Annotated in this window: 22 protein-coding genes; 7 read left to right on the top strand and 15 right to left on the bottom strand. The window is 63.6% G+C overall.

The genetic code is table 11. The features are described from left to right. Positions 1-29: 29 nt before the first annotated feature. The 3 genes from acnA (at position 30) to IT775_RS11530 (ending at position 4,988) form a co-directional block, all read left to right on the top strand. A complete protein-coding gene (gene acnA / locus IT775_RS11540; protein ID WP_212701268.1) occupies positions 30-2,774 on the top strand; it encodes an aconitate hydratase AcnA in 2,745 nt (914 codons plus the stop codon). Positions 2,775-2,946: 172 nt separating this feature from the next. Next, positions 2,947-3,273 carry a TM2 domain-containing protein gene (locus tag IT775_RS11535; protein WP_246525520.1) on the top strand — a complete coding sequence of 109 codons (327 nt, stop codon included), beginning with the start codon at positions 2,947-2,949 and terminating at the stop codon, positions 3,271-3,273. A 269-nt stretch (positions 3,274-3,542) separates the two neighbouring features. Continuing rightward, positions 3,543-4,988 (top strand): TrkH family potassium uptake protein, encoded by a 1,446-nt coding sequence (locus tag IT775_RS11530; protein WP_212701267.1) that lies wholly within the window; start codon positions 3,543-3,545, stop codon positions 4,986-4,988. Here IT775_RS11530 and IT775_RS11525 read toward each other — a convergent pair. The 10 genes from IT775_RS11525 to yajC all read right to left on the bottom strand — a co-directional run bounded on the left by IT775_RS11525 (position 4,985) and on the right by yajC (position 11,982). Next, on the bottom strand, positions 4,985-5,524 hold the full coding sequence (locus IT775_RS11525; protein WP_212701266.1) for a DsbE family thiol:disulfide interchange protein: 540 nt from the start codon (positions 5,522-5,524) through the stop codon (positions 4,985-4,987). The two genes, IT775_RS11530 and IT775_RS11525, sit on opposite strands and share 4 nt — an antisense overlap. Beyond that, a complete protein-coding gene (gene ccmD, locus IT775_RS11520) occupies positions 5,517-5,672 on the bottom strand; it encodes a heme exporter protein CcmD (RefSeq protein ID WP_218958598.1) in 156 nt (51 codons plus the stop codon). Before ccmD ends, IT775_RS11525 begins: the two co-directional genes overlap by 8 nt. Beyond that, positions 5,672-6,403 (bottom strand): heme ABC transporter permease, encoded by a 732-nt coding sequence (locus IT775_RS11515; protein WP_212701264.1) that lies wholly within the window; start codon positions 6,401-6,403, stop codon positions 5,672-5,674. The genes ccmD and IT775_RS11515 overlap by 1 nt, the downstream gene beginning before the upstream one ends. 46 nt (positions 6,404-6,449) lie before the next feature. Continuing rightward, positions 6,450-7,106, bottom strand: a complete 657-nt coding sequence (gene ccmB / locus IT775_RS11510) for a heme exporter protein CcmB (RefSeq protein WP_212701263.1) — start codon at positions 7,104-7,106, stop codon at positions 6,450-6,452. Next, positions 7,103-7,720, bottom strand: a complete 618-nt coding sequence (gene ccmA, locus IT775_RS11505; protein WP_212701262.1) for a heme ABC exporter ATP-binding protein CcmA — start codon at positions 7,718-7,720, stop codon at positions 7,103-7,105. The genes ccmB and ccmA overlap by 4 nt, the downstream gene beginning before the upstream one ends. A 186-nt stretch (positions 7,721-7,906) precedes the next feature. Continuing rightward, positions 7,907-8,263, bottom strand: a complete 357-nt coding sequence (locus IT775_RS11500; RefSeq protein WP_212701261.1) for an Mth938-like domain-containing protein — start codon at positions 8,261-8,263, stop codon at positions 7,907-7,909. Positions 8,264-8,274: 11 nt separating this feature from the next. Beyond that, complete coding sequence (locus tag IT775_RS11495; RefSeq protein WP_212701260.1) at positions 8,275-9,027, bottom strand: sulfite exporter TauE/SafE family protein; 753 nt, start codon at positions 9,025-9,027, stop codon at positions 8,275-8,277. Continuing rightward, positions 9,020-9,988 carry a protein translocase subunit SecF gene (gene secF, locus IT775_RS11490; RefSeq protein WP_212701259.1) on the bottom strand — a complete coding sequence of 323 codons (969 nt, stop codon included), beginning with the start codon at positions 9,986-9,988 and terminating at the stop codon, positions 9,020-9,022. The genes IT775_RS11495 and secF overlap by 8 nt, the downstream gene beginning before the upstream one ends. Position 9,989: 1 nt before the next feature. Further along, complete coding sequence (secD, locus tag IT775_RS11485) at positions 9,990-11,654, bottom strand: protein translocase subunit SecD (RefSeq protein WP_212701258.1); 1,665 nt, start codon at positions 11,652-11,654, stop codon at positions 9,990-9,992. Positions 11,655-11,697: 43 nt separating this feature from the next. Then, a complete protein-coding gene (gene yajC, locus IT775_RS11480; RefSeq protein ID WP_212701257.1) occupies positions 11,698-11,982 on the bottom strand; it encodes a preprotein translocase subunit YajC in 285 nt (94 codons plus the stop codon). 491 nt (positions 11,983-12,473) lie between these two features. Between yajC and serS the strand changes: the two genes are divergently transcribed. Beyond that, positions 12,474-13,766, top strand: coding sequence for a serine--tRNA ligase (gene serS / locus IT775_RS11475; protein WP_212701256.1), 1,293 nt, complete (start codon positions 12,474-12,476; stop codon positions 13,764-13,766). Positions 13,767-14,019: 253 nt separating this feature from the next. On the opposite strand, the gene IT775_RS11470 is transcribed toward serS, so the two are convergent. The 4 genes from IT775_RS11470 to IT775_RS11455 all read right to left on the bottom strand — a co-directional run bounded on the left by IT775_RS11470 (position 14,020) and on the right by IT775_RS11455 (position 18,773). Further along, positions 14,020-15,006: a fatty acid desaturase gene (locus IT775_RS11470; RefSeq protein ID WP_212701255.1), complete on the bottom strand. Its 987-nt coding sequence runs from the start codon at positions 15,004-15,006 to the stop codon at positions 14,020-14,022. A gap of 206 nt (positions 15,007-15,212) precedes the next feature. Beyond that, positions 15,213-16,685, bottom strand: a complete 1,473-nt coding sequence (gene der / locus IT775_RS11465; RefSeq protein ID WP_212701254.1) for a ribosome biogenesis GTPase Der — start codon at positions 16,683-16,685, stop codon at positions 15,213-15,215. 47 nt (positions 16,686-16,732) lie between these two features. Then, positions 16,733-18,055 (bottom strand): PQQ-like beta-propeller repeat protein, encoded by a 1,323-nt coding sequence (locus IT775_RS11460; protein WP_343231138.1) that lies wholly within the window; start codon positions 18,053-18,055, stop codon positions 16,733-16,735. Between the two features lie 49 nt (positions 18,056-18,104). Next, on the bottom strand, positions 18,105-18,773 hold the full coding sequence (locus IT775_RS11455) for a hypothetical protein (RefSeq protein WP_212701253.1): 669 nt from the start codon (positions 18,771-18,773) through the stop codon (positions 18,105-18,107). Between the two features lie 220 nt (positions 18,774-18,993). On the opposite strand from IT775_RS11455, the gene IT775_RS11450 reads away from it, so the two are divergent. The 3 genes from IT775_RS11450 (at position 18,994) to IT775_RS11440 (ending at position 25,058) form a co-directional block, all read left to right on the top strand. Further along, on the top strand, positions 18,994-20,229 hold the full coding sequence (locus IT775_RS11450) for an efflux RND transporter periplasmic adaptor subunit (protein ID WP_212701252.1): 1,236 nt from the start codon (positions 18,994-18,996) through the stop codon (positions 20,227-20,229). Further along, a complete protein-coding gene (locus IT775_RS11445; protein ID WP_212701251.1) occupies positions 20,226-23,813 on the top strand; it encodes an efflux RND transporter permease subunit in 3,588 nt (1,195 codons plus the stop codon). The genes IT775_RS11450 and IT775_RS11445 overlap by 4 nt, the downstream gene beginning before the upstream one ends. Positions 23,814-24,011: 198 nt before the next feature. Next, positions 24,012-25,058 carry a calcium-binding protein gene (locus tag IT775_RS11440; protein ID WP_212701250.1) on the top strand — a complete coding sequence of 349 codons (1,047 nt, stop codon included), beginning with the start codon at positions 24,012-24,014 and terminating at the stop codon, positions 25,056-25,058. Between the two features lie 2 nt (positions 25,059-25,060). Here the strand turns inward: IT775_RS11440 and IT775_RS11435 are convergent, their stop codons facing one another. Continuing rightward, on the bottom strand, positions 25,061-26,887 hold the full coding sequence (locus tag IT775_RS11435; RefSeq protein WP_212701249.1) for an ABCB family ABC transporter ATP-binding protein/permease: 1,827 nt from the start codon (positions 26,885-26,887) through the stop codon (positions 25,061-25,063). Positions 26,888-26,896: the final 9 nt, after the last annotated feature.

The following is a 26,896-nucleotide window of genomic DNA, read 5'->3' as shown; positions in this document are numbered from 1 at the left end:
CTTTCACCTGCTCTGAGGGAGGCCATCTTATGCCCATCGTCGTTGGACAAGATACCGCAAAAACTCGCAAGACTTTGTCTGCGGGCGGTAAGTCCGTTTCCTATTACTCCATTCCCGCCGCCGAAGCTGCCGGGCTTGGCGATTTCTCCAAACTGCCCGCCGCTTTGAAAGTGGTGCTGGAAAACATGCTGCGCTTCGAAGACGGCGGCCGCACCGTTTCGGTTGACGATATTAAGGCCTTCGCCGAATGGGGCGCCAAGGGCGGCAAGAACCCGCGCGAAATCGCCTATCGCCCGGCCCGCGTTCTGATGCAGGACTTCACCGGCGTTCCCGCCGTCGTCGACCTGGCCGCGATGCGCGACGGGATCGTCGGCCTTGGTGGCGACGCCCAGAAGATCAACCCGCTGAACCCCGTTGACCTCGTCATCGACCACTCGGTGATGATCGACGAATTCGGCAACCCGCGCGCGTTCCAGATGAACGTCGACCGCGAATACGAACGCAACATGGAACGCTACCAGTTCCTGAAATGGGGGCAGTCGGCCTTCAACAACTTCCGCGTCGTGCCGCCGGGAACCGGCATCTGCCACCAGGTGAACGTTGAATACCTGGCCCAGACCGTTTGGACCGACGAGGATCAGAACGGCGAAACCGTGGCCTATCCCGACACGCTGGTCGGCACCGACAGCCACACCACCATGGTCAACGGCCTGGCCGTTCTGGGCTGGGGCGTCGGCGGCATCGAGGCCGAGGCGGCAATGCTGGGTCAGCCGATTTCGATGCTGATCCCCGAAGTCGTCGGCTTCAAGCTGACCGGGGAAATGGTCGAGGGCACCACCGCCACCGACCTGGTGCTGAAAGTGGTCGCGATGCTGCGCGAAAAGGGCGTTGTCGGCAAGTTCGTGGAATTCTACGGCGAAGGGCTTGACCGCCTGCCGCTGCCGGACCGGGCGACCATCGCCAACATGGCCCCCGAATACGGCGCCACCTGCGGCTTCTTCCCGATCGACGACGAAACCCTGCGCTACCTGCGCCAGACCGGCCGCGACGAAGACCGCATCGCGCTGGTCGAAGCCTATGCGAAGGAAAACGGGTTCTGGCGCGACGCCGATTACAACCCCGTCTACACCGACACCTTGGAACTGGACATGGGCACCATCGTGCCGGCGATCTCGGGTCCGAAACGGCCGCAGGATTACCTGCCGCTCGATACCGCGGCGAACGCCTTCTACGACGTGGTCGGCGAATATCGCGGCATCGACGTGTCGGCCGCAGCGCGTGACATGGCGTCGGAAGGCGACCACAACACCGCCAACAACGTGATCAAGTCGCAGGCCGTAAAGGGCGAAGACTACAAGCTGAACGACGGCTCCGTCGTCATCGCCTCGATCACGTCGTGCACCAACACCTCGAATCCCTACGTGCTGATCGGCGCGGGTCTAGTGGCGCGCAAGGCGCGGGCGCTTGGCCTGAACCGTAAACCCTGGGTGAAAACCTCGCTGGCGCCGGGTTCGCAGGTCGTGACCGAATACCTGGAGGCTGCGGGCCTGCAGGAAGATCTGGACGCGATCGGCTTCAACCTGGTGGGTTATGGCTGCACCACCTGCATCGGCAACTCGGGCCCGCTGCAGCCGGAAATTTCCGAAGCCATCGCCGAGGGCGACCTGGTTGCCACCGCCGTCCTGTCGGGCAACCGCAACTTCGAAGGCCGGATCAGCCCCGACGTGCGCGCCAACTACCTGGCCTCGCCGCCGCTGGTCGTGGCCTATGCCCTGGCAGGCGACATGAACATCGACCTGACCAACGAACCGCTGGGCCAGGACAAGGACGGCAACGATGTCTATCTGAAGGATATCTGGCCCTCGAACGCCGAAATCGCGGAACTGGTCGAAAAGACCGTGACCCGCGAAGCCTTCATGTCGAAATATGCCGACGTGTTCAAAGGTGACGAAAAATGGCAGGGCGTGGATGTCACCGGTGGTGAAACCTACGACTGGCCGGCCGCGTCGACCTACATCCAGAACCCGCCCTACTTCCAGGGCATGGGCATGGAACCCGGCACCATTTCGAACATCGAGGGCGCCAAGCCGCTGCTGATCCTCGGCGACATGGTCACGACCGACCACATTTCGCCCGCAGGGTCGTTCGCCACCACCACCCCGGCCGGTCAGTACCTGATCGATCGTCAGGTGCAGCCGCGCGAATTCAACTCCTACGGATCGCGCCGCGGCAACCACGAAATCATGATGCGCGGCACCTTCGCCAATATCCGCATCAAGAACGAAATGCTGGACGGTGTCGAAGGCGGCTATACCAAGGGCCCCGACGGGCAGCAGACCAGCGTTTACGACGCCTCGATGGCTTACCAGGAAGCGGGCACACCGCTGGTCGTCTTCGGTGGCGAACAGTACGGTGCGGGTTCGTCGCGCGACTGGGCCGCGAAGGGCACCGCGCTGCTGGGCGTCAAGGCCGTGATCGCCGAAAGCTTCGAGCGTATCCACCGCTCGAACCTGGTCGGCATGGGCGTCATCCCGTTCGAATTCACCGGCGGCGACACCCGCAAGACGCTGGGCCTGACCGGCAACGAAACCGTGTCGATTTCGGGTCTGGACAGCATCCAGCCGCTGCAGGAAGTGCCCTGCACCATCACCTTCGGTGACGGATCGACCAAGACCATCCAGCTGAAGTGCCGGATCGATACCGAAGTCGAGATCGAGTACATCGAAAACGGCGGCGTTCTGCACTATGTGCTGCGCAATCTGGCGAAGTCGTAAGACTTCTCTTCCTCACTCTTGGGAAAGCCCCGGCCTCTGGCCGGGGCTTTTTCGTTTTTTTGCGGAATCAGCATGCGCAAATCATTGAGCGCGGCAAAATCATCCCCTAAAGTTTCGATTAAGTTTGGTAACTATCTATGATTGTTTTCGACAATTTATTCGGGAGGACTAGATGGTGTTGTCGACGGAACAGAAAATGTTGGTTGAGCAACGTGTTACCAACGGACGGAAATCCACCGGGCGGACTTATCTGCTTTGGCTGTTTCTCGGCACTCTTGGCGTTCATCGTTTCTACCTTGGGAAGACGAACAGCGCTATTGTCATGCTGGCGATGACGCTGTTGGGGCTAACCACATTGGTGCTCTATGCCGGGACCTTTACGCTCGTTCCTTCGGGAATCTGGCTCGCGCTGGACGCGTTCCTGATCCCGGGCATGATCCAACAGGATGCGGATGCGCTCCGTCTGTTTTTCACAAGCCAGTTCTTGACGGCCGAATGATCCCAAGCCGGTAAGATCTCGATACGCAGGACCGGCCCCGGTGCTGCGGCTGAAACCATCGACAATGGCGGCATTCGCGACGGCGTGATGCGCGACAGGTTGCGTCGCCAGGCGTGCGAAAGAACACCGCGGTCCCGGCCACGCGCCGGGACCTTTCTCTGGCCGCTGTCGACACGACAGTCTAACCGGACGCCCCGACACCTCTTATTCCCTCTGGACCTTACCAACAGGCAGGCGTTAACTCAGCCCGAACAACCGGGAAACGGGCGATGCACTACAGTCAGGTCACGCGCATAAACGGCTATCTCACCGTCGCAATGGGCCTGGCGATGTTGCCGTGCATGATCCTCGACTGGGCCAGCGGAGATCAAAGCCCCTTTGTCTTCGGCGAAACCGCCGGATTCGCTCTGCTGGTCGGCGTTCTGGTCGTGCTGGCGACCAATAACCGGCGGTCGCGCGATATCAGCACCCGCGAAGCGTTCCTGCTGACCACCGGCACATGGGCCTACCTGCCGCTGGTCGGGGCCCTGCCCTTCATCCTCGGCGAACCGAATGTGGGGCTGACCGATGCCTATTTCGAAGCGGTTTCGGGCATGACGACCACCGGATCGACAGTGTTCGAAAATATCGAATCCCTGCCGCAGGGAACCCTGCTGTGGCGCGGCATCCTGCAATGGCTCGGCGGCCTCGGGATTGTCGTGGTGGCGATGATCTTCCTGCCGGTGATGGGGTTGGGCGGGATGCAGTTTTTCCGCTCCGAGGGATTCGACACGCTGGGCAAGATTCTGCCGCGCGCGCCCGATATCGCCCGCGCACTACTGAGCACCTATATCTTGCTGACGGTGATCTGCTGGCTCTGCTATCGCATTCTGGGCATGTCTACGCTGGACGCGACGGTGGTGTCGATGTCGACGATGTCCACGGGTGGCTTCGCCAATTCCGACGCCTCCTTCGCGGCCTTTTCCGGACCGCTGGAATACGTGTCCGCGGTGTTCATGCTGCTGGCCTCGATGCCGTTCATCCGCTTCGTGCAGCTGAGCCAGGGCCACAGCCGCCCACTGTGGGAAGACGTGCAGGTGCGCACCTATCTGCGCTGGACGGCCTATTGCATCGCCGCGGTGGTGATCTGGCGGCTGATCCACGAATCCGGCGATTTCTGGGTGGTGCTGCGCGAAACCACCTTCAATATCGTCACGCTGTTTTCCGGCACCGGCTATTCCAGCGCCGATGTCACCGGCTGGGGGCCCTTCCCGCTGACCGTCATCCTTGCGGCCGGGCTGGTCGGCGGCTGCACCGCCTCGACCGGCTGTTCGATCAAGATCTTCCGCTGGCTGGTGGTGATCGAAGCGCTCAAGGCACAGTTCCGGCGCATCCAGACCCCGCATTCGGTTGTCACGCCCAAGCTGGGGAAACAGCCGATCGGTGAGGACGTCTTCAACTCGGTGATCGCCTTCTTCGCCTTCTTCCTGCTGACCTTCGGGCTGCTGACCGTGGCGCTGGAACTGACCGGACTTCACAATGCCACCGCGCTCACCGCCGCCTGGACGGCGATCGCCAATGTCGGCCCCGCCTACGGGCCCGAGGTCGGCGGCTCGGGCGCGCTGAACGCCTTCCCGGCCACCGCCAAGTGGCTGATGATCTTCGGGATGCTGGTGGGGCGTCTGGAAATCCTGTCGGTCTTCGTGCTGTTCACCCCGGCCTTCTGGCGGACCTAGTCGCCTGCCGCCTCGGCGATGGCCTTGCCCAGTTCACCTTCCAGCGTCCGCTGGGTGATCGGTCCGGCATGGCGCATAAGGATGTTGCCCTCGCCGTCGATCACATAGGTTTCCGGCACGCCGTAGACGCCCCAGTTCAGCGCCATGCGACCGCTTTCGTCCGCCCCCAGGGCGGCATAGGGATTGCCCAGTTCGGCAAGGAAGCCAAGCGCCTTGGGCGCTTCGTCCTTGTAATTGACCCCGTAGATTGTCACGCCCTGTTCGGCGAGCTTTTCCAGATTGGGGTGTTCGACCCGGCACGGCGCGCACCAGGACGCCCAGAAATTCACCAGCTTAACCTTGCCGTCGCGCAGGCTGGCATCGTCGAACACGGGCGCATCCCCCAACGGCACGACCTGCACCGCCGGAGCCTGTTTCCCGGCCAGGGCCGAGGGCAATTCGTCGGGGTTTTCCCGCCCCATGCCGATCCAGAACATCGCCGCCAGACCGGCGAAGATCACCGGCGGCGCGATCATCATCGGATTGATCCTAGCCATTTGATTTGCCCCGTTTTTCAACTTCTTCCAGCGCGTTCTTCATCTTTCGCGCACGGCGGATGCTGACCGCGACCAAGGCTACGACCAGCAGGATCGACAACACGTAGGACGACAGCACCGCCTCGGCGTATTTTCCAAGATCGGGCATCACTTCATCCTTTCACGGGCCAGCAGCGCCCGCATCCGGCGGGCACGAATTTCGGTCTGGGTGCGCAGGAAGACCAACGCAATGAACAGCAGGATGAAGCCCGCGATGCTGACAAGTAGCGGATAATAGAACACGTCGGCGACGTTTTCTTCCTTGTCCATCGACAGCGACGCGCCCTGATGCAGCCCCTGGTTCCAAAAATTCACCGCGTAGCGGCTGAGAAGCGCAAAGACCGATCCCACCAGGCACAGGATCGAGGTCAGGTCCGCCGCGGTATCGTCATCCTCGATCGCCGCCCACAGCGCCATGTAGCCCAGGTAGAACAGGAACAGGATCAGGAACGAGGTCAGCCGCGGATCCCATTCCCACCAGGTGCCCCACATCGGTTGGCCCCAGATCGCCCCGGTGATCAGCGCGATCAGCGTCATCACCGCGCCCACCGGCGCCGCCGCGCGGGCCGCCAGCGCCGACACGTGGTGCCGCCGCACGATCCAGATCAGCGACGCCACCAGCATCATCATCCAAGCGTTGATCGCCATCAGCGCGCTTGGAACGTGCAGATAGATGATCTTGACCGTCGATCCCTGCTTGTAATCATCGGGGGTGAAAAAGAACCCCCAGACCAGCCCGCCGACCAGCGCCACAAGCGCAAGCGCCGACACCCACGGCAGCAACCTGTCCGTGGTGGTAATGAACTTCTTCGGATTGGCGTATTCCCAGATCGAGCCCATATGCTTTTCCTATCTCCTCCCGCGCCCGGTGCAAGTCACATCCGCGTCAGCGCAGGTTCACCCTGAGTACCGCAGCAGATGCAAAAGGCAAAAGCGCGATTGTGCCGCAGGTGATCCCCGCCAGCATCAGCAACGGCGTCGTGGCGTCCAGCCCCTCGATCGACCGGCGCGCCATTTCCGCGCCGAAGATCAGCGTCGGCACGTAAAGCGGCAGTACCAGCAGGCTCAGAAGCAACCCGCCACGTTTCAATCCAACGGTCAGCGCCGCCCCGAAGGTACCGATCACCGACAGCGCCGGCGTGCCAAGCAGCAGCGAAATGACCAGCGGCACATACCCCGCGTCGGGCAGGTTCAACAGCAGCCCGAACACCGGCGCCGCCAGCACCAGCGGCAGCCCGGTCGTGATCCAGTGCGCCAGCGCCTTGATGCTGACGATAGCCTCCATTGGCAGCGGCGCGGTGGCCAGCAGGTCAAGCGACCCGTCCTCCCAATCCAGCGCGAAAATCCGGTCCAGCGACAAAAGGCAGGCAAGCAACGCGCCCAGCCACAGGATGCCCGGCGCGATCTTCGACAACAGCCCGCTTTCCGGCCCCACCCCGAACGGCACCAGCACCACCACGATCAGGAAAAAGGCCAGACCAAGGCCAAAGCCGCCACCGGCGCGCACCGCCAACCGCAGGTCCCTTGTCAGCAGTGCAATCACAGGAAGGCTCCGTCAAAATCGTCCAGATCAGGTGGCGCGGCCTTGAAAGGCTCCACGTCCAGCACCCGCGCCTCGGCCAGTCCCAGATCGATATGGGTCGCCAGCAGTGCCAGCCCGCCGCCCGCCAGATGCGCCCGCACTGCCTCGGCGAACATCACGACCGAGGCCGCATCCAGCGACACGGTCGGTTCGTCCAGCACCCAGACCGGCCGCCCGGTCACCACCATCCGCGCCAACCCAAGCCGTCGTTTCTGCCCCGCCGACAGCCCTCCGGAAGCGCGGTTTTCCAGCGCCCCAAGGTCGAACGCCTCAAGCGCCGCATCGATCGAACCGGTTTCGAATACATCGGCCCAGAACTGCAGGTTCTCGCGCACGCTCAGCACCGACTTGATCCCGTCGGCATGACCGGCATAGGCCATCGCGTCACGTTCCAGCCCCACCGATCCACTCAGCGGCGGCTGCAGCCCGGCCACGGTGCGCAGCAGCGTCGTCTTGCCGATCCCGTTCGGCCCGCGCAGCACCAGGGCCTCGCCACTGGCGATGGCAAACGACACCCCTTCCAGAACCGGGATGCCGCCGCGCGCGACAGAGAGATCAGAAACAGTCAATTCCATGCATCCCTCCTATCCCATTGAAGGCCCCGCGAAAAGCGCCATCGCACGGGATGCGGCACTGCGCCATGCGTATCCGTGGCGCTTCTTTTGTTCAGAAATATTCCGGGGTGAATTGGCCCCCAAGCCAAGAGGGGCAGCGCCCCTCTGACACGCACCTTGCGACCGGCGAAAATCCCGACCGGAATCTCACACCGGCAGCGCGGCCAGCGCCACGCGCCGACCTTCCGACACCAGCACGTTGTAGGTCCTGCAGGCCGAGGGCGAATTCATCACCTCCACCCCGATCCCCGCCGCCTCCATCCGCTGGCGCAGATCGGCAGGCAGGTGGGCGATCTCGGCCCCCATGCCGACAAACACCACGTCGACGTCCCCGGCCAGCGCCAGCAGAGCCGCGCCATCGGCCTCCAACCCGTCCCAGACACGGGCCTTGTCGGCGGTCACGATCACCGCGCCGTGCAGAACCTGCCCGCCGATCCGGAAAAACCCCGGCCCGTATCCATCCACCGGCACCGCGTCGTCGAATGTCACCTCGGTCAGTTGCATCCTGTGTCCTCTCAATCCCAGAGCGGCAAGCCAGCCAGCCCCGACAACAGCGTTATGCCGTATCCGGCCGAACGGTAAAGCCGCTGTCGTTCGGGGCGGAACATAGCGGCCCCGGCCAGATTGCCCAGCAGATTCGGCAGCACCAGAACCGCGCCCAGCAGCACCGGCATCATCTCCATCCTTCCCTGCGCGGTCAGCAACGCGATTGTCGCCAGGTCGAAAACCAGCAGGTACAGCATCACGTTGGCGCGGATCACCCAGGCCGGCCTTTCCGACGCCATGAAAAGCAGGATCACCGGCGGCCCGGGCACGCCTGCCACCCCGCCCAGGAACCCCGACAGGGTGCCGGTACCGTATTGCAACCCCGGTCCGATCGCGCGCCGCAGCCTGATCCCGCAGGCCAGCAGAACCGGCACGGTCAGGGTCATGATGCAGACGCCATAGCGGAACAGCGCGGGGTCGATGGCAAACAGGATCAGCAACCCCAGCGGCAGCGCGATCAGAGCGCCGGTCGCCAACCGCCGCACCTCGTCAAGGCGGGCGGTGCGGATCGCGGCCGGAATGTTGGGCAGCGGACCGACCACCTCCATCAGCACCAGCGTGATCAGCGCCCAGACCGGCGGCATGAACTGCCCGGCGATGGGCATGTAGACCAGCGCCGCGCCGAACCCGGTAAACCCGCGCACGGCGCCGGCCAGAAACACCCCTGAAATCAGCCAGCCCAGCCCCTCATAGGCCAGAAGCTCACCGAGGATCTCAGGCATCCACGTTGGCGAACTGGTTCCCCTGGTTGCTGTCCGGCTTCGACCAGTCGCGCTTCACCCCCAGCATCAGAACGATGTTCTTGGCGACATAGACCGACGAATAGGTGCCGACGACGACGCCCCAGGTAATGGCAAAGATGAAGCCGCGGATCACGTCACCGCCGAGGATCAGCATGGCGATCAGTGCCAGCAGCGTGGTGCCAGAGGTCATCAAGGTCCGGCTCAGGGTTTCGTTGGCGGTCAGGTTCATCAGGTCGCGCAGCGGCGTCGATTTGAACTTGATCAGGTTCTCGCGCAGCCGGTCGAAGATCACCACCGTGTCGTTGATCGAATAGCCGATGATGGTCAGCAGCGCCGCGATGGTCGCCAGGTCGAAACGGATCTGCAGCACCGAAAAGATCCCGATCGTCAGGATCACGTCATGCGCCAGGGCTGCCACCGCGCCGACCGAAAACTGCCATTCGAAGCGCAGCCAGATATAGAACAGGATCGCCGCCAGCGACGCGCCGACAGCGAGGACCGCGGTCCAGATCAGTTCGCCCGACACTTTCGGCCCCACCGATTCGACCAGCGGGAAACTGATGGTTTCGTCCACCTGCTGAAGCGCCGCCTCGATCTTCGCGACGGTCTGCTGGCTGACGCTTTCCTGCCCGTCCTGGGCCTGGATACGGATCATCGCAACGTGCTGATCCTCGGTAAAGGTCGGATCGAACACCTCGGCGATCGACACGTCGCCCAGTTCCAGCGGGGTCAGCGCGTCGCGATAGGCGCCCACGTCCACAGCTTGTTCGGACTGGGTTCGGATCGTTGTGCCACCGCGGAAATCGATGCCGAAGTTCAGCCCGATCACCCCCCAGGCGACCAGCGACAGCACCACCAGAACGCCCGACAGGCCCAGCGTTGCCCATTGGAAGCGGAAGAAATCGAATTTCGGAACTTCGCGGAAAAATCTCAGGCGCATGTCAGACCTCAATCGTTTTGGGACGGCGACGTTCGAACCACATCACGATCAGGAGACGGGTCACGAAGATCGCGGTGAAGACCGAGGTCAGGATGCCCAAGCCCAGCGTGATGGCGAAGCCCCGTACCGGGCCCGAACCCAGCGTGAACAGGATCACCGAGATGATGAAAGTGGTGATGTTGGCATCGATGATCGCCGACAGCGCCCGGTCATAGCCCAGCTCGATCGCGCGGGCCGGTCCCTTGGCGGTGCGGATTTCCTCGCGGATACGTTCGAAGACGAGGACGTTGGCGTCCACCGCCATGCCGATGGTCAGAACGATCCCGGCAATCCCCGGCAGGGTCAGCGTGCCGCCAATCAGCGAAAGCGCGCCGAAGATCAGCGCCACGTTGATCAAAAGCGCTACATTGGCGAAGACGCCGAACAAACCGTAGCTCAGCATCATGAATACCAGCACCCCGGCAAAGGCGACGATACAGGCGATCTTGCCCGCCTCGATACTGTCGGCGCCCAGTTCCGGCCCGATGGTGCGTTCTTCGAGGAAATTCAGCCCCGCCGGCAATGCGCCGGCGCGCAGCAGAACGGCCAGGTTGGTGCTTTCCTCGACGGTGAAATTGCCGGTGATGATTCCCGAACCGCCGGCGATATGGGCCTGGATGACGGGGGCGCTGATCACCTCGTCATCCAGAACGATGGCGAAGGGATTGCCGATGTTTTCGGCGGTGTAATCGCCGAACTTGCGCGCCCCGGTGGTGTTGAAGCGGAAGGTCACGGCCGGGCGGCCGTTCTGATCGAAGGACGGCTGCGCGTCGACCAGTTCCTCGCCGGTGACGACCGGCGCCTGTTCCAGCACGTAATAGACGCCTTCGTCATCCAGCGAGGGCAGCAATTCGTTGCCCGCGCCGGGCGGCATGTCGGCGTTGCCGGTGCGGGTCACCACAGGCTGGAACGACAGCTGCGCGGTGGTGCCGATGATGTCTTTCAATTCGGCCGCCGATCCGACGCCGGGCACCTGGATCAGAATCCGGTCGGCACCTTGGCGCTGGATGGTGGGTTCGCGGGTGCCGACCTCGTCGATCCGGCGGCGAATGATTTCCAGCGCCTGCTTGACCGTGCGTTCGTCGGTGGCAAGGCGTTCGGCTTCGCTCAGCGTGACCACGATGTCGGCGCCGTCGACGCTGACCTCGATATCGCTGGCCCCTGCCCCGGTCAGGCTGACCACCGGGCGGGCCAGTCCGCGCACCAGTTCGGCGGCGCGCGCGGCCATTTCCGGTTTCTGGTTCAGCCGCACCCGCAATTCATGACCGTCGGTTTTCTGCAACCGGATGGTGCCGATTTCATCGCGTTCCTCGCGCAGCAGGTCGCGCACCTCGGGCCACATCGCCTGCAGCCGGGCCTCGTAGACATCCTCGACCTGAACCTCGGCCAGAAGATGCGCCCCGCCGCGCAGATCAAGCCCCAGATTGACCAGCCCGGACGGCAAAAAGGCGGGCCAGAGCCCCGCCTGTTCTTCCAACCCGCCGCCGGACGCCCCCGATTCAAGGGCCGCCACGGCATCGTTGCTGGTTTCCACCCGCGTGTAAAAGGCATTGGGAAGCGCCAGCAGCAATCCGAGGGCGCAAAGCCCCCAGATCACCACGCGCTTCCACAGATCAATCTGTAGCATATGTGCAGCTTTCGCTTTTCAGGCCCGTCAGGGGCCGGGAAAATCAGGATTCGGCGGCCGGTTCGGTCTTGTTCACGACCTGGGCGATGGTCGCCTTGACCACGCGCACCTTGACGCCTTCGGCCAGTTCGACCTCGATCTCGGTCTCGTCCTTGACCTTGGATACCTTGCCGATCAGGCCGCCCTGCGTCACCACCTGATCGCCCCGGCGCAGCGCCGACACCATTGCCTGGTGGTCTTTCATCTTCTTCTGCTGCGGGCGGATCAGCAGGAAATACATGATCACGAAGATCAGGATCAGGGGTACGAACTGGCCGATGGATTCCATCAAGTGCATCCTTTGCTTTGTTGTCAGGGAAGTCCCTGCATTTTCGTCCCGGAAACTATGTGGCGTTGTGGGGTTTTGCAAGGCACGACGCGAAGCAGCGGCGCGGGTTCCGTCAAGTCAGGAATTCAATGGTCCGGAATTCCTGCATATCGCGCCCGCGCCCCATGCCGTATCGTTACGGCAGTTTCAGCCGGTTTCCGGACAGTTCCTATGCCCTGCCCCCGGTCGCACCGGGCGCGCGATCGCTGCCGAAACCCGGTCCTGATGCACGATCCCGCCTGCCCACGGCTCAGGACCGCCCGGGTCGAGTTCGCCGGGCACCACTCGATCGCCTGTGCGAACTCCGGGGCCGGCCCCTCTCCGCCGGCCCCGTCTCCCCTTTTCGAACGCGAAGCCGCGGCCGGGTTGCAAAATGCGAACCGGTTTGCAAGCCGCGCAAAATACGCAATAACCTCGGCGGACAATCGACTCAGCCAACCGGAGCCTTCCCAATGCATGACATCCGCGCCATCCGCGAAAACCCAGGCGCCTTCGACGCCGCGCTTGCCCGCCGTGGGGCCGCGCCGATGTCATCCGAAATCCTGGCCCTGGACGAGGCGCGCCGCGCCAAGATCCTGGCCGCCGAAACCGCCCAGTCCGACCAGAAGAAGGCCGCCAAGGAAGTCGGTGCGGCCAAGGCCAAGGGCGACGAGGCCGAATTCGAACGCCTGCGCGCGCTAGTTGGCGACAAGAAGGCCGAAGTGACCGCGATGCAGGCCGAAGCGAAGGAACTCGACCAGAAGCTGGGCGAGCTGCTGATGACCATCCCCAACGCGCCACTGGCCGATGTGCCCGAGGGCGCGGACGAGGCAGACAATGTCGAGATTCGCCGCTGGGGCACCCCGCGCGAATTCGATTTCCAGCCGAAGGAACATTACGAACTGGCCGGCGTGAAACCGGGAATGGATTTCGAAACCGCCGCCAAGCTCAGCGGATCGCGCTTCGTGGTCCTGTCGGGCGCGGTGGCCCGCCTGCACCGGGCGCTGGCGCAGTTCATGATCGACACCCACGTGGACGAAAACGGCCTGTCCGAGACCTGGACCCCGGTCCTGGTGCGCGAAGAAATGATGCTGGGCACCGGGCAGTTGCCGAAATTCGGCGAAGACAGCTACCAGACCACCAATGGCTGGTGGCTGGTGCCCACCGCCGAGGTGTCGCTGACCAACATCGTCAATGGCGAAACCCTGGAAGAAAGCTACCTGCCGCGCCGCTACGTGGCCCATACCCAATGTTTCCGCTCCGAAGCGGGCAGCGCCGGGCGCGATACCGCCGGCATGCTGCGCCAGCACCAGTTCGAAAAGGTTGAAATGGTGTCGGTGACGCATCCGGACAAATCGCTGGAAGAACACGAGCGCATGACCCGCTGCGCCGAGGGCATCCTTGAACATCTGCGCCTGCCCTACCGCACCGTAGTGCTGTGCACCGGCGACATGGGTTTCGGCGCACAGAAGACCCACGATATCGAGGTCTGGCTGCCGGGGCAGAACACCTATCGCGAAATCAGCTCGGTTTCGGTCTGCGGCGATTTCCAGGCCCGGCGGATGAATGCCCGCTTCAAGCCGGCGGGCGGCGGCAAGCCGGAATTCCTGCACACGCTGAACGGCTCGGGCCTCGCCGTCGGCCGGGCGCTGATCGCGGTGCTGGAAAACGGCCAGCAGGAAGACGGATCGGTCGCCCTGCCCGAGGCCTTGCATCCCTATCTCGGCGGCAAATCGATCCTTGCAGCCGACGGCAGCCTGATCTGATTGACTGCGCTGACGCGCAGTCAGGTTTAGCCCGTACCGGGTCGTTTGAAGGGGGCCTTGCCCCCTTCTTGGCCTGCGGCCAATTCATCCCCCAAGATATTTTGAAACAGGAGAAGACAAGAGGCGCCTCTGCTTCTCCTTTTTGCAAATATCCCGGGGGTTTGGGGGCAGCGCCCCATTCCGCTTCGCCCCAAGGCGAAGCAAAACCTGCGCGGCCTGAAAGGCCGCACCTTTTGTTCAGTCGGTAGCCCGTTCAGGCGGTGGCGAGGCGCGCCTGCCGGGCGCGCGGGAACGGCACCAGCTTGCCCTTCTCCTCGTCCCAGAGCTTCAACCGGAAGGAAGCGATCGCCTGAGGCCATTTCACGATATTGGTCTGCGGCGCCAGGGCATGACCGATCTCGCGGTGGCATTTACGCAGCCGGTAGGACGGGATGCGCGGGTCATAATGGTGGATGTCGTGATAGGCGATATTGCCGGTCCCCAGATCCCACCACCAGCCGAGATCAAGCGCCGAGGATCCTTTCAGCGCCGCGACCGAGGGATCGAGGTCTGGGCGGCGATCCCAGTAGGTGTCTTCGAAATTGTGCTGCAGGTAGACTAGGAAGACGCCGATCGCCCCGGCCACCACCGCCGTCGCCGCCCAGACCGCCAGCCCGATCTTACCCGCCAGCAGCCACAATGCAAGCAGCCAGGCCGCCAGCGCCAGGTTATGCGCCAGAACCCCGGCGATCCCGGCCTTCAGCGTATTCTTGGGCCAGCGGTAGCGCAGGAAATAGACGAAGATACCGCCAACAAGCATCAACACGAATGGGTTGCGGTAGAGCCGGTAATAGAGCCGCTTGCCAAAGCCCGCCGCGTTCCATTCGGCCAGGGTCATCGTGTAGATCTCGCCGTCTTCGCGGTGGTCGAGATTGCCGACATGGGCGTGATGCAGGTTGTGGTTATGCCGCATCGCCCAGTAGGGCGTCAGGGTGAAGACCGACAGGCCGTAACCGGCCAGATCGTTCTGCCGCCGGGTGTCGAACAGCGAAGCGTGGCCGCAATCGTGCTGCAGCACGTACAGCCGCACCCCGGAAAAGGCGTTGAGGATCACCAGCGGCACCACCGCCCACCAGATCGTGGCCCAATGGATCGCCGCCCAGAGCGAGGCGAAATAGACGAGAAAGGTTCCGAAATAGCTGACCGCGGCGATGCGGTTGTCTTTTTCGATGTAATCCTTCGTGTAATCCCTGACAGACATGGCTTTCCTCAAGGTTCGGTATTCCGGGGGCCTTCCGTGCGCCGGCACGGTTTGCTGCTTCCCTAAATCACGCAGACAACAGTTTCTTGACCAAATAGATGGCCACCAATGCAAAACAACCGGCGCGGGCGGCGCCGGTTGCAATAACTGTAAGCAGAGCGGAAATTTTCTCAACCCCTTGCGCGGCCGGAACCGCGTGCGGGGTCTCAGTCGCGCGGCTGTCCGCGCTTTTTCGCCAGGTGTTTGCCCAAGGCGCCGGGTTTCTTTTCCCGTTTTGCCTTGTAGGGATTCTTGTCGCTCTGACCGCGCATGGTCAGCCGGATCGGCGTGCCGGGCATGTCGAAATCTTCCCGCAGCCCGTTGACCAGGTAACGCGAATAGCTGCCCGGGATCTTGTCGGGATGCGAACACATCACCACGAAGCCCGGCGGCCGCGTCTTGGCCTGAGTCATGTAACGCAGCTTGATCCGGCGTCCGCCCGGCGCGGGCGGCGGGTGCTGTTCCAGCATCGAGGTCAGCCAGCGGTTCAGCTTCGCCGTGGATATCCGGCGGTTCCAGACCTCGTAGGCCTTTTCCACCGCGGCCTGCAGCCGGTCCAAGCCGCGTCCGGTCTTGGCCGACACGGTAACCAGCGGCGCGCCGCGCAGTTGCGGCAGCAGCCGTTCAAACGCTTCTCGCAATTCACGCAGCTTTTCCTGCTTGTGCTCTTCCACGTCCCATTTGTTCACTGCCACGATCACCGCGCGGCCTTCGCGTTCGGCCAGGTCGGCGATGCGCAGGTCCTGCTGTTCGAAGGGAATCGCGGCATCGAGCAGGATGATGACGACTTCGGCGAATTTCACCGCGCGCAGGCCATCAGACACCGACAGCTTCTCCACCTTGTCCTGAACCTTGGCGCGCTTACGCATACCGGCGGTGTCCCAGATCCGCACCGGCAGACCGTTCCAGTCGATGGTCAGCGAAATCGCGTCACGGGTGATGCCCGCCTCGGGTCCGGTCAGCAGCCGGTCCTCGCCGAGGATCTTGTTGATCAGTGTCGATTTGCCGGCATTGGGCCGTCCGATCACCGCCACCTGCAACGGTTTTTCAAAGGTCGGCTTGCGGAAGCCTTCCTCGTCCTCGTCGTCATCCTCGTCCAGCGCGACGTCGGTTTCCGGCAGGTGCGCGGCCGCTTTTTCCGCATATTCATCGGCCAGCGGCCGCAGCACATGCATCAGTTCGTCCATGCCTTCGCCATGTTCGGCCGACAGGCGCAGCGGTTCTCCCAGCCCCAGGGCATAGGCTTCCAGAACGCCGGCATCGGCGGCCTTGCCTTCGCCCTTGTTGGCGGCAAGGATCACGTGCTTGGACCGTTTGCGCAGAATCTCGGCGAACATTTCGTCCACCGGCGTCACGCCGACGCGCGCATCGATCATGAACAGGCAGATATCGGCCATGTCCACCGCCCGTTCGGTCAGCCGCCGCATCCTGCCCTGCAGGCTGTCGTCGGTGGCGTCTTCCAGACCGGCGGTATCGATCACGGTAAAGCGCAGATCGCCCAGCTTGGCATCGCCTTCGCGCAGGTCACGGGTCACGCCCGGCTGGTCGTCGACCAGGGCCAGGCGTTTACCAACCAAGCGGTTGAACAGTGTGGATTTGCCCACATTCGGGCGCCCCACGATGGCGAGGGTAAAGCTCATTTAACGCTCCAAAACGGATCAAGCCGCCCTGTTACACCAAGTTTCGGTCAACGGAAAGCGAACAATTGACCTTTCGTGCCGACGACGTAAAGCGTGCCGCCCGCCACCACCGGCGCGGTGGTCGCGCCGCCCGGCACCTCGACGGTGCGGGTCAGATCGCCGGTGACCGGGTCGAAGAACCGCAGCAGCCCGTCATTGGACGCCACGACCAGCTGCCCGCCAGCCAGAACCGGGCCGTAATGGGCATAGACCTCGGCGGCCTTGCGCGGTTGGAATTTCACGAAGTTGGGCAGTTTCGTGCCCCAGATGCGGCTGCCGTCGCTGGCGTTGAGCCGCACCAGTTCGTTCTGATCTGTCAGCGCGAAAACCGACCCGCCGACCGGCCAGACTGGGCTGATCGCGCCCTCGGTGGCGGTCCAGATTCGTTTCCCGGTATTGATGTCCAGCGCCACCAGGCGCCCGGAATGGGACCCGACATAAACGGTGTTGCCGTCGATCACCGGGTCGCCGGTGATGTCGCCGATCTTGGCAAGCGACTTGAACCGGCGCTGCCCCGAAACATAGCTCGACCACAGCCGCAGCCCGCCCTTGCGGAACGCCCCATGCAACGCGCCGTCGCCATAGGCGAAGATCACGAACTTGTCGTTCACCGCGGGGGCCGAGGCACCGAGAACGTTGTTCACGTCGGGCGCCTGCGACAATTGCCAGCGCACGCGGCCGGTATCGACCTCGAGCGCCCAGGCGGTATCGTCGCCGCCGGTCAGATAGACCAGGTCGCCGTAAACAGTGGGGGCGCCCGATCCGGTTTCGCCCAGTTTTTGCTGCCACAGCACCTTGCCGCTGGCCGGGTCGATCGCGGTCAGCGTGCCAAAACCCGAAGCCACGAACAGCTTGCCGGCACCAAGCGCCAGCCCGCCGCCGGATGCATCGCCCGGCTGATCCTGCGCGGGGGTCAGGTTGGTCTGCCAAAGCGTGGCGCCGGCGGTCGAGGTGGCGGTGACCAGTGCTTCGGCGTCCAGCGTGAAGACGCGGCCCTGATCGACCACCGGGTCGGCGGTGATGCGATTGCGCTTGCCGTCGCCGACACCGATGTCGGCGCTCCAGGCCAGCGCGGGGGCCGCGGCCAGCGCGGGATGCGCAGGGCGGTATTTCGGCGTGCCGATGCGGTGGGTCCAGCTGCTGTTGTTGCGGGTCCGGGGCAGCGTCAGCCGGCGGATCGCGGCGGTGCGCGGCGCGGCATCCTCAGCGGCGTTCTCCGTCAGAATCGAACGGATATCTTCACGTTTGCCCGGCAGAATGACTTCTTTTTCGGTACAGGCCGCCAGCAGCGAAACCGCCACCATGCCTAGAACGAAGGAACTGCGTTTCACCAATACTGCCCTCTGTCAAATAATCCCGAAACCGCCGGAAATGGCAGCATCAGTTGGTCTGTGTCGTCGCGGCGGTATCGCCCCCAAGCGCCACAATCAACTGCGAGGCGCGGCGACGCAAGCCCGACGTGGCCTCGGCATCGGCCACGATCCGCTGCAGCCGTTCGATCGCCGACTGCGGGGCATCCTCGGAAATGTCGATCAGCGCTAGCTGCTCCTCGGCCAGAAGCCGCAGGGTCGATCCGGTCTGGATCAGCCCTTCCAGTCGCAGGCGCCGCTGATCGGCGGCCAGCGTGTCGGCCTGCAGCAGCACCGATTTGAACCCGGCCAGCTGGCGATAGATCGGCGCGGCCTCGCCATTGGCGGCCAGCGCGTCGAGGATTTCGACCGCCGCCACATCCTCGCCGGCCTGTTCCAGCTCGGCAGCGCGCAGCAGCGCGACGACGACATCGCCCTGCGGCGTTTCCGCGTCAATCGCGGCCAGCGCTTCGGCGCGGGCCGCCGGGGCATCCTGATCAAGCGCGGCCACGATCCCGTCGCCAAGCACCTGTGCCGCGGCCAGGTCCTGCGCCTTGCGCCATTCGTTCCATGCCGCACCCCCGACCAGCAGCACAACCGCCAGCACCGCGATCCAGCCATAGCGGCGCATCAGCCCGAACAGCCGGTCCCGGCGCACCTCTTCGGTCACTTCCTCGATAAAACTGTCGGTATCGCTCACAACCGTGCCCCCTTGATTTTCCCCCTCTTAGCGCGAAGCACCGGGCCTGCCAAGGGCCAGCGCAAGGCGCGCCACCACGACCGTCTATCTGCTTGCACCTTAAACATCAGAGGCGTAAAAACTGAACCGATCTGTTTAGACAGGACCCGGCGGGCTTGCAATTTTTCGTGAAAGCGCCAGCTACGGCTCCTGAGACGTTGATATAGCTTAAGGACTTCGAATGCGCATTGTACCGATTCTGACTGCGATCATCGTGACCGTCGTTTTGTTCCTGCTGGTGATGAAGCGCGATGCACTGATCGCCTTTGCCGTCAGCGATGCCGAACAGACCGTGGAAACCGTGGAAGACCCCGCCCCCGCCGTGGAGGACGCCGACGCAAAGCCGGTCATGAAGGTATTGGTCCGGCGGTCGCAAAGCCGCGAAATCGACAGCGCCGTGGTGCTGCGCGGTGAAACCGAAGCGGCCCGCCAGGTCGAGGTACGCGCCGAAACCACCGGTCAGGTGATTTCCGATCCGCTGCGCAAGGGCAGTTTCGTCGAGACCGGCCAGGAATTGTGCAAACTCGATCCCGGCACCCGGCCCTCGGTTCTTGCCAATGCGCAGGCGCAGCTTGCCAATGCCCAGGCACAGGTTCCCCAGGCCGACGCGCAGGTGAAGAAAGCGCAGGCCCTGCTGGAAGAAGCACAGATCAATGACACCGTCGCATCGGAACTGTCGAAGGACGGTTTTGCGTCCACCACCCGGCTGGCCTCGACCCAGGCGGCGGTGAAATCGGCCGAAGCGGCGGTGGAATCGGCCCGGTCCGGGCTTGAAGCCGCCCAGGCCGGCATCCGCGCCGCCGAAGCCAATGTCGCCACCGCGGAAAAGGAAATCGAACGCCTGACCATCACCGCCCCCTTCGCCGGGCTGCTGGAAAGCGACACCGCCGAACTGGGCAGCCTGCTCAGCGCCGGGGCCCTCTGCGCCACGGTGATCCAGCTCGATCCGATCAAGGTCGTCGGTTATGTGCCGGAAACCCAGGTCGGCCGGGTGTCACTGGGCAGCCTGGCCGGGGCGCGGTTGAGCGACGGGCGCGAGGTGCGCGGCCGGGTGACATTCCTGTCGCGCTCGGCCGACCCGCAGACGCGCACCTTCCGCGTCGACATCGAAGTGGCCAACGGTGACATGAGCATCCGCGACGGCCAGACCGCCGAGATCCTGATCGCCTCGGCCGGGACCAAGGCGCATCTGTTGCCGCAATCCGCGCTGACGCTGGACGATGACGGCCACCTTGGCGTTCGGATCGTGGAGGACGGCGATATCGTCGCCTTCAACCCGGTCACCCTGATCCGCGATACCGCCGCCGGGGTCTGGATCACCGGATTGGCCGAAACCGCCGACGTGATCGTGCTGGGCCAGGAATACGTGGTCGATGGTGTCAAGGTCGAACCGAGCTATCAGGAACTGGTGCAATGACCGGTATCGTCGACTGGGCCGCCGCCCGCGCCCGCATGGTGCTGGCCTTCATCCTGCTGTCGCTGCTGGCCGGCGGATATGCCTATTTCGGACTGCCGAAAGAAGGCGAGCCGGATATCGAAATTCCGGCGCTGTTCGTGTCGGTGCCCTTCCCCGGCATTTCGGCCGAGGATTCCGAAACCCTGCTGGTCAAGCCGATGGAAACCGAGCTGGCCGGACTGGACGGGCTGAAGAAGATGTCGGCCACCGCCGCCGAAGGCTATGCCGGGGTGGCGCTGGAATTCGAATTCGGCTGGGACAAGACCAAGGTGATGGCCGATGTGCGCGACGCCATGTCGACAGCAGAAGGCCAGTTTCCGCAAGGGTTCGAAAAGTACACAGTCAATGAAATCAACTTCTCGGAATTCCCGATCCTGATCGTCAACCTGACCGGCGACGTGCCCGAGCGCACTATGTACCGGGTCGCCAAGAACCTGCAGGACCAGCTGGAATCGCTCGACGCGGTGCTGGAAGCGGGGATCGCGGGCAATCGCGATGAAATGGTCGAGGTGGTGATCGATCCGCTGCGGCTGGAATCCTATAACGTCACCGCGCAGGAACTGATCAACGTGGTGACCCAGAACAACATGCTGGTCGCCGCCGGCGAGGTGGAAACCGCACAAGGCACGTTTTCGGTCAAGATCCCGTCTTCGTTCGACGAACCGCGCGACATCTATTCGCTGCCGGTCAAGATCAACGGTCAGCGGGTGGTCACGCTTGGCGATCTGGCTGATATCCGGCTAACCTTCGAAGACCGCGCCGGCACCGCCCGGTTCAACGGGGTGCCAACGGTGGCGCTGCAGGTCGTCAAGCGCAAAGGCTTCAACCTGATCGACACCATCGACGCGGTGAAGGCAGAACTCGACATCGCGCGCGAGAACTGGCCCGAGGACCTGAAGTCGGCGGTTCGGCTTGGCACCTCGAACGACCAGGGCCGGGTCGTGGGATCTATGGTCAGTCAGCTCGAGGGATCGGTGCTGACCGCGATCGCGCTGGTGATGATCGTGGTGCTGGCCTCATTGGGCAGCCGCGCCGCGCTGCTGGTGGGTTTCGCGATCCCGACGTCGTTCCTGCTGTGCTTCCTGTTGCTGGCCGCGATGGGCGTGACGATTTCCAACATCGTGATGTTCGGGCTGATCCTCGCGGTGGGGATGCTGGTCGACGGCGCCATCGTGGTGGTGGAATATGCCGACAAGCGCATCAGTCAGGGCGTCGGCCCGATGCATGCCTATGTCGAGGCCGCCAAGCGGATGTTCTGGCCGGTGGTCAGCTCCACCGCGACGACGCTGTGCGCCTTCCTGCCGATGCTGTTCTGGCCTGGGGTACCGGGTGAATTCATGGGCATGTTGCCGGTGACGCTGATCTTTGTCCTGTCGGCGTCGCTGGTGGTGGCGCTGATCTACCTGCCGGTGATGGGCGGCGTGTCGGGGCGGCTGAGCCGCAAGTTCCACGTGATGTCGGAATTCCTCCGGCGCAGGCTGCCCTGGGTGGTGCGTGCGGCGCTGGTGCCGGTGGCGATGCTCGTCATGTTCACCGGCGCGATGCAGGTCCTCAATCCCAACTACCTGTTCCGGCTGGGCGATGCTGGCCGGGCATCGCTGTTGGTGGGCGGTGTGATCTTCATTCTCGGCGCCTTCGCCGCATCGGTCACGCTGCAGGCCGCGGAAATCCACTGGGGCCGGCGCAAGATCAAGGCCGGCCACCGCCGCACCGCCTTCGGCTGGATCATCAAGGCCATCGTCGCCAACCCGGTGATGCCGCTCGTCGCCGTCGTCGCGGTGGTGTTCTTCGTGTCTCAGGTGTTCAGCTACTACGGCGCGAACAACAAGGGCACCGAATTCTTCGTCGAATCCGAACCGGAACAGGCGATCGTCTATGTCCGCGCCCGGGGCAACCTGTCGCTGGCTGAAAAGGACAGGCTGGTGCAGCAGGCCGAAGCCATCGTGCTGGCCCATCCCGGCGTGCTGAACGCGTTTTCCTTTGCCGGCGAAGGCGGCCTGAACAGCAATACCGGCGGGGCGCAGCCGCCGGTGGACACGATCGGGCAAATCCAGCTGGAAACCATTCCGTGGGAAGAGCGCTCCGACCGGCCGGAACTGGACGGTGACATCGTGCTGGAGGAACTGACCGCGCAACTGGAACAGATCCCCGGCATCAAGATCGAAATCCTCGCCCAGGCGCGCGGCCCGGCCTCGGCCAAACCGGTGCATCTGCGGCTGAAGGGCGACAACTGGGACGATCTGATCACCGCCACCGACCTCGTCCGCACCCGGTTCGAACGGACCGAGGGGCTGGAACTGATCGAGGACACCCTGCCGCTGCCGGGCATCGACTGGCAGATCGACGTCGACGTCGAAAAGGCCGGCCGCTATGGCGCCAACGTGGCCACGGTGGGCGCGATGGTGCAGCTGGTGACCCGCGGCATCCTGCTGGACACGATGCGTGTCGATACCTCGGACGAAGAAATCGAAATCCGTGTCCGCCTGCCCGATGACGACCGGGTGCTGTCGACGCTGGACACGCTGAAAGTGCGCACCAGCGACGGATTGGTCCCGCTGGCCAATTTCGTCACCCGCCAGCCTGTGCCGAAACTGGCGACGATCAGCCGGGTCGATCAGAAACGCTATTTCGACGTCAAGGCGGCGGTGACCGGCAATCTGTTCAAGACCGTGATCGACGAAGACGGCAACGAGGTTTCGGAACCGATCAACGCCAACGAACGGATCGAGGCTCTGACCGAGTGGCTGAAAACCGATCCTCTGCCCGCCGGCATCGAATGGGAATGGACCGGCGACCAGGACGACCAGGCCGAAAGCCAGGCCTTTCTCGGCAAGGCGTTCGCCGCGGCGCTTGCGCTGATGTTCATCATCCTGCTGGCGCAGTTCAACAGCTTCTACAATTCGGGGCTGGTGCTGCTGGCGGTGGTGCTGTCCACCACCGGGGTGCTGATCGGCATGCTGGTGATGGATCAGACCTTTTCGATCATCATGACCGGCACCGGGGTGGTGGCGCTGGCCGGGATCGTGGTGAACAACAATATCGTCCTGATCGACACCTACCAGGAATATTCCGCCTACATGCCGCGGATCGAGGCGATCGTCAAAACCGCCGAGGACCGCATCCGTCCGGTTCTGCTGACCACGGTGACCACCATGGCCGGCCTGGCGCCGATGATGTTCGGCCTGTCGCTGGATTTCATCCAGGGCGGCTACAGCATCGACAGCCCCACCGCGCTGTGGTGGAAGCAGCTGGCCACGGCGGTGGTGTTCGGGCTGGGCATCGCCACGGTTCTGACGCTGGTCTTCACCCCCGCGATGCTGGCGATCCGGGTTTGGTTCACCACCTACCTGCGGTGGATCGCGCGGGCCTTGGCGGCGCTGTCCATGGGCCGCGCCAGCCGCGCCGCCCGCGACCTGGCGCTGCAACGCGCCGCGCGCAGGCTGCACGCGCCTGAAATCATCTGGGACGATGACACGCCGGACGTGTTCGACACCGCGGACACGGACAAAGGCGCGCCCGGGCAAAAACTGAAAGCCGCGGAATAAGGCGGGGGCCGTTGCGGCCCCTGCCCGCCTGCCCCCTGGCACCCTTTTTTTCCGCCATGCCCTTGCACGGCCCCGCTCCGCGCGGGGCCGCTTTCGTTCGCATTCTGTTCGAAGCCCGGCCCTGATTCACGCGCGCTTAAGAATTTCCGATTAATCACAAATTTTATATTTCATTTTCGATATAAGAGAGCGTTCATCATGCTTGCATTGACCGTATTGCCGCTGCTGCTGGGGATTCTTCTGCTTGACCTCGGAATATCCGACGACGTTGACGACGACGAAACGATTGCCGGCAGCCAGGACGATGACAGGATCATCGAGATGGGCAATAACAACGATCTGCGCATTCTCACCGAAGAAGGCGACGACGTGGTCCGCACCGGCGACGGGAATAACGAAATCCGCACCGCGGCCGGGCACGATTCCGTCGATGCCGGCGATGGCAACGACCTGATCCTGGGCGGGGCCGGCGATGACGACCTGAACGCCAATGGCGGCGATAACACGATCATCGGCGGCGACGGCAACGACCTCCTGCAATCGGGTCATGGCGACAACGACATCGACGGCGGTGCCGGCGACGACCGGGTCAAGACCGGCGACGGCGATGACCGGATCGTCACCGACGGCGGCTCGGACACGGTCACCTCGGGCGGCGGCGACGACCTGATCGACCTTGGCGAGGGCGATGACAGATGGCTGGACAACCTGCTGGATTACCCGAACGCGGCACATGACAACGATACGGTATCGGGCGGGGCCGGCAGCGACCTGTTGACCTCCTATCAGGGATTCGACCTCGTGAACGGCGGCGATGGCGACGACCGGATCGTGGCGCGCGACCTTCAGTTCGATACCGAGCGCAATTCCCTGCCCGACGCCCTCGATACGCTCAACGGCGGGGCCGGCGACGATTTCATACGGGGCGATGACGGCGACATCATCACCGGCGGCGAAGGCAGCGACCGGTTCTGCATCTGCGTGCGTCAGGACCCGCGGCTGGTGCAGGACAGCAGCGATGCCGAAACCGTCACCATCACAGATTTCGACCCCGAAACCGAAAGCGTCCGCATCACCCTGATCGGCGGGCTGGAATTCGATTTCGGCGAAATCTCGGCGGTGGAGGATACCGAAAACGGGGGCATCATCCTGGTGGCCGAGGAAATCGAGTTCCTGCGGCTGCAAGGCGTCAGCTTCGACCAGATGACGCTCGACAACCTGACGGTGCGGGTGATCGAGGGCTAGGCCTAGGCCGCCTCGTCCTGTTCGCTCGCCTGCCGCTGCCACAGCTGGGCATAGCGGCCCTTCCGTTCCAGCAGCTCGGCATGGGTGCCGGTTTCCACGATCACGCCCTTTTCCAGCACCACGATGCGGTCGGCGTCCGCGATGGTGGAGAGCCGGTGCGCGATGGTGATCACCGTGCGCCCCTGCCCGGCCCGTGCCAGCGCGCCCTGGATTTCCTGTTCCGTCTCGGTGTCGAGCGCCGATGTCGCCTCGTCCAAAAGCAGGATCGGTGGGTTCTTCAGCAGGGTGCGGGCGATGCCCACCCGCTGCTTTTCGCCGCCCGACAGTTTCAGCCCGCGTTCGCCCACCGTGGTGTCATATCCCTGCGGCAGCGCGGCAATGAAATCGTGGATCTGCGCCGCCCGTGCGGCGGCCTCGATTTCTTCCTGGCTGGCGCCGTCGCGCCCATAGGCGATGTTGTAGCGGATGCTGTCGTTGAACAGCACCGTGTCCTGCGGCACCACGCCGATCATGTCGTGCAGGCTGTCCTGGGTCACGTCGCGCACGTCCTGCCCGTCGATTCTGACCGCGCCGCCCAGCACGTCGTAGAACCGGAACAGCAGCCGCCCGATGGTCGATTTGCCCGATCCGGACGATCCGACGATGGCCACGGTCTTGCCCGGCTCCACCGTCAGGCTGATGCCGTGCAGGATCGGCCGTTCGGGATCATAGCCGAAGACGACGTTTTCCAGATCGACCTTCCCGCCCGACACCTTCAGCGCGGGCGCATCGGATTTGTCCGTCACCTCGGCCGGCTGTTCCAGAAGGCCGAACATCTCGCTCATGTCGACCAGCGACTGGCGGATTTCACGGTAGACGGAGCCAAGGAAATTCAGCGGCATGGTAATCTGGATCATGTAGGCGTTGACCATGACGAAATCGCCCACACTCAGATCGCCGCGCTGCACGCCGAGGGCGGCCATCACCATCACCGCGACCAGGCCGCTGGTGATCAGAAAGGCCTGACCGAAATTCAGAAAGGCCAGCGAATAAGAGGTTTTCAGCGCCGCCCGCGAATAGGCCGCCATCGCGCCGTCATAGCGCGCCGCCTCGCGCGCTTCGGCGCCGAAATATTTCACGGTCTCGAAATTCAGCAGGCTGTCGATCGCTTTCTGGTTCGCGTCGGTATCCTGATCGTTCATTTCCTTGCGCAGCTTCACCCGCCATTCCGTCACCTTGAAAGTGAACCAGACGTAAAGCGCGATGGTCAGCGCCACGACGGCCAGGTACCAGACGTCGAACAGGAAAAACAGGATCCCGGCTATCAGCAGCAGTTCCAAAACCAACGGCCCGATCGAAAACAGCAGGAAGCGCAGCAGGAATTCCACCCCCTTGACGCCGCGTTCGATGATCCGGGAAAGCCCGCCGGTTTTACGGGTGATGTGATAGCGCATCGACAGCCGGTGGATATGGGTGAAGGTTTCCAGCGCCAGCTTGCGCAGCGCCCGCTGCCCCACCGCGGCGAAGATCGCGTCGCGCAATTGCTGGAACCCGTTCGCCATCAGCCGCGCCAGGCCGTAGGCCAGCGTCAGCCCCACCGCACCAAGCACCAGGTCTGGCACCCCCTCGGCGCCCAACGCATCGACCGCCTGCTTGTAAAGAAGCGGGGTCGACACCGCCACCAGCTTGGACAGCAACAGCGCCAGCATGGCGAAAACCACCCGGCGCTTGACCCATGAATGCGACGGATCGGACGGCCACAGATAGGGCGCGACGCGGCGGATCGTGCGCCAGCCCGAAAGCCTTTCGTTCTTCAGATTGGCATCCGTATAGGGTCCTGCACGCCGCATCTCTTGATC

This window comes from Thalassovita aquimarina, assembly GCF_018219815.1.
In the GTDB taxonomy this organism is placed as follows: domain Bacteria; phylum Pseudomonadota; class Alphaproteobacteria; order Rhodobacterales; family Rhodobacteraceae; genus Thalassobius; species Thalassobius aquimarinus.
The sequence above is the reverse complement of the archived record's forward strand: the minus strand, read 5'-3'. Positions and strand labels throughout refer to the sequence as shown.

Coding starts and splice junctions, on each gene's coding strand:
- IT775_RS11470 (WP_212701255.1), bottom strand. CDS start 15,006: ATGTCTGTCAGGGATTACACGAAGGATTACATCGAAAAAGACAACCGC.
- IT775_RS11530 (WP_212701267.1), top strand. CDS start 3,543: ATGCACTACAGTCAGGTCACGCGCATAAACGGCTATCTCACCGTCGCA.
- IT775_RS11435 (WP_212701249.1), bottom strand. CDS start 26,887: ATGCGGCGTGCAGGACCCTATACGGATGCCAATCTGAAGAACGAAAGG.
- IT775_RS11515 (WP_212701264.1), bottom strand. CDS start 6,403: ATGGGCTCGATCTGGGAATACGCCAATCCGAAGAAGTTCATTACCACC.
- IT775_RS11450 (WP_212701252.1), top strand. CDS start 18,994: ATGCGCATTGTACCGATTCTGACTGCGATCATCGTGACCGTCGTTTTG.
- IT775_RS11525 (WP_212701266.1), bottom strand. CDS start 5,524: ATGGCTAGGATCAATCCGATGATGATCGCGCCGCCGGTGATCTTCGCC.
- serS (WP_212701256.1), top strand. CDS start 12,474: ATGCATGACATCCGCGCCATCCGCGAAAACCCAGGCGCCTTCGACGCC.
- ccmD (WP_218958598.1), bottom strand. CDS start 5,672: ATGCCCGATCTTGGAAAATACGCCGAGGCGGTGCTGTCGTCCTACGTG.
- IT775_RS11535 (WP_246525520.1), top strand. CDS start 2,947: ATGGTGTTGTCGACGGAACAGAAAATGTTGGTTGAGCAACGTGTTACC.
- secD (WP_212701258.1), bottom strand. CDS start 11,654: ATGCTACAGATTGATCTGTGGAAGCGCGTGGTGATCTGGGGGCTTTGC.
- ccmA (WP_212701262.1), bottom strand. CDS start 7,720: ATGGAATTGACTGTTTCTGATCTCTCTGTCGCGCGCGGCGGCATCCCG.
- secF (WP_212701259.1), bottom strand. CDS start 9,988: ATGCGCCTGAGATTTTTCCGCGAAGTTCCGAAATTCGATTTCTTCCGC.
- yajC (WP_212701257.1), bottom strand. CDS start 11,982: ATGGAATCCATCGGCCAGTTCGTACCCCTGATCCTGATCTTCGTGATC.
- IT775_RS11445 (WP_212701251.1), top strand. CDS start 20,226: ATGACCGGTATCGTCGACTGGGCCGCCGCCCGCGCCCGCATGGTGCTG.
- IT775_RS11495 (WP_212701260.1), bottom strand. CDS start 9,027: ATGCCTGAGATCCTCGGTGAGCTTCTGGCCTATGAGGGGCTGGGCTGG.
- IT775_RS11500 (WP_212701261.1), bottom strand. CDS start 8,263: ATGCAACTGACCGAGGTGACATTCGACGACGCGGTGCCGGTGGATGGA.
- der (WP_212701254.1), bottom strand. CDS start 16,685: ATGAGCTTTACCCTCGCCATCGTGGGGCGCCCGAATGTGGGCAAATCC.
- acnA (WP_212701268.1), top strand. CDS start 30: ATGCCCATCGTCGTTGGACAAGATACCGCAAAAACTCGCAAGACTTTG.
- IT775_RS11440 (WP_212701250.1), top strand. CDS start 24,012: ATGCTTGCATTGACCGTATTGCCGCTGCTGCTGGGGATTCTTCTGCTT.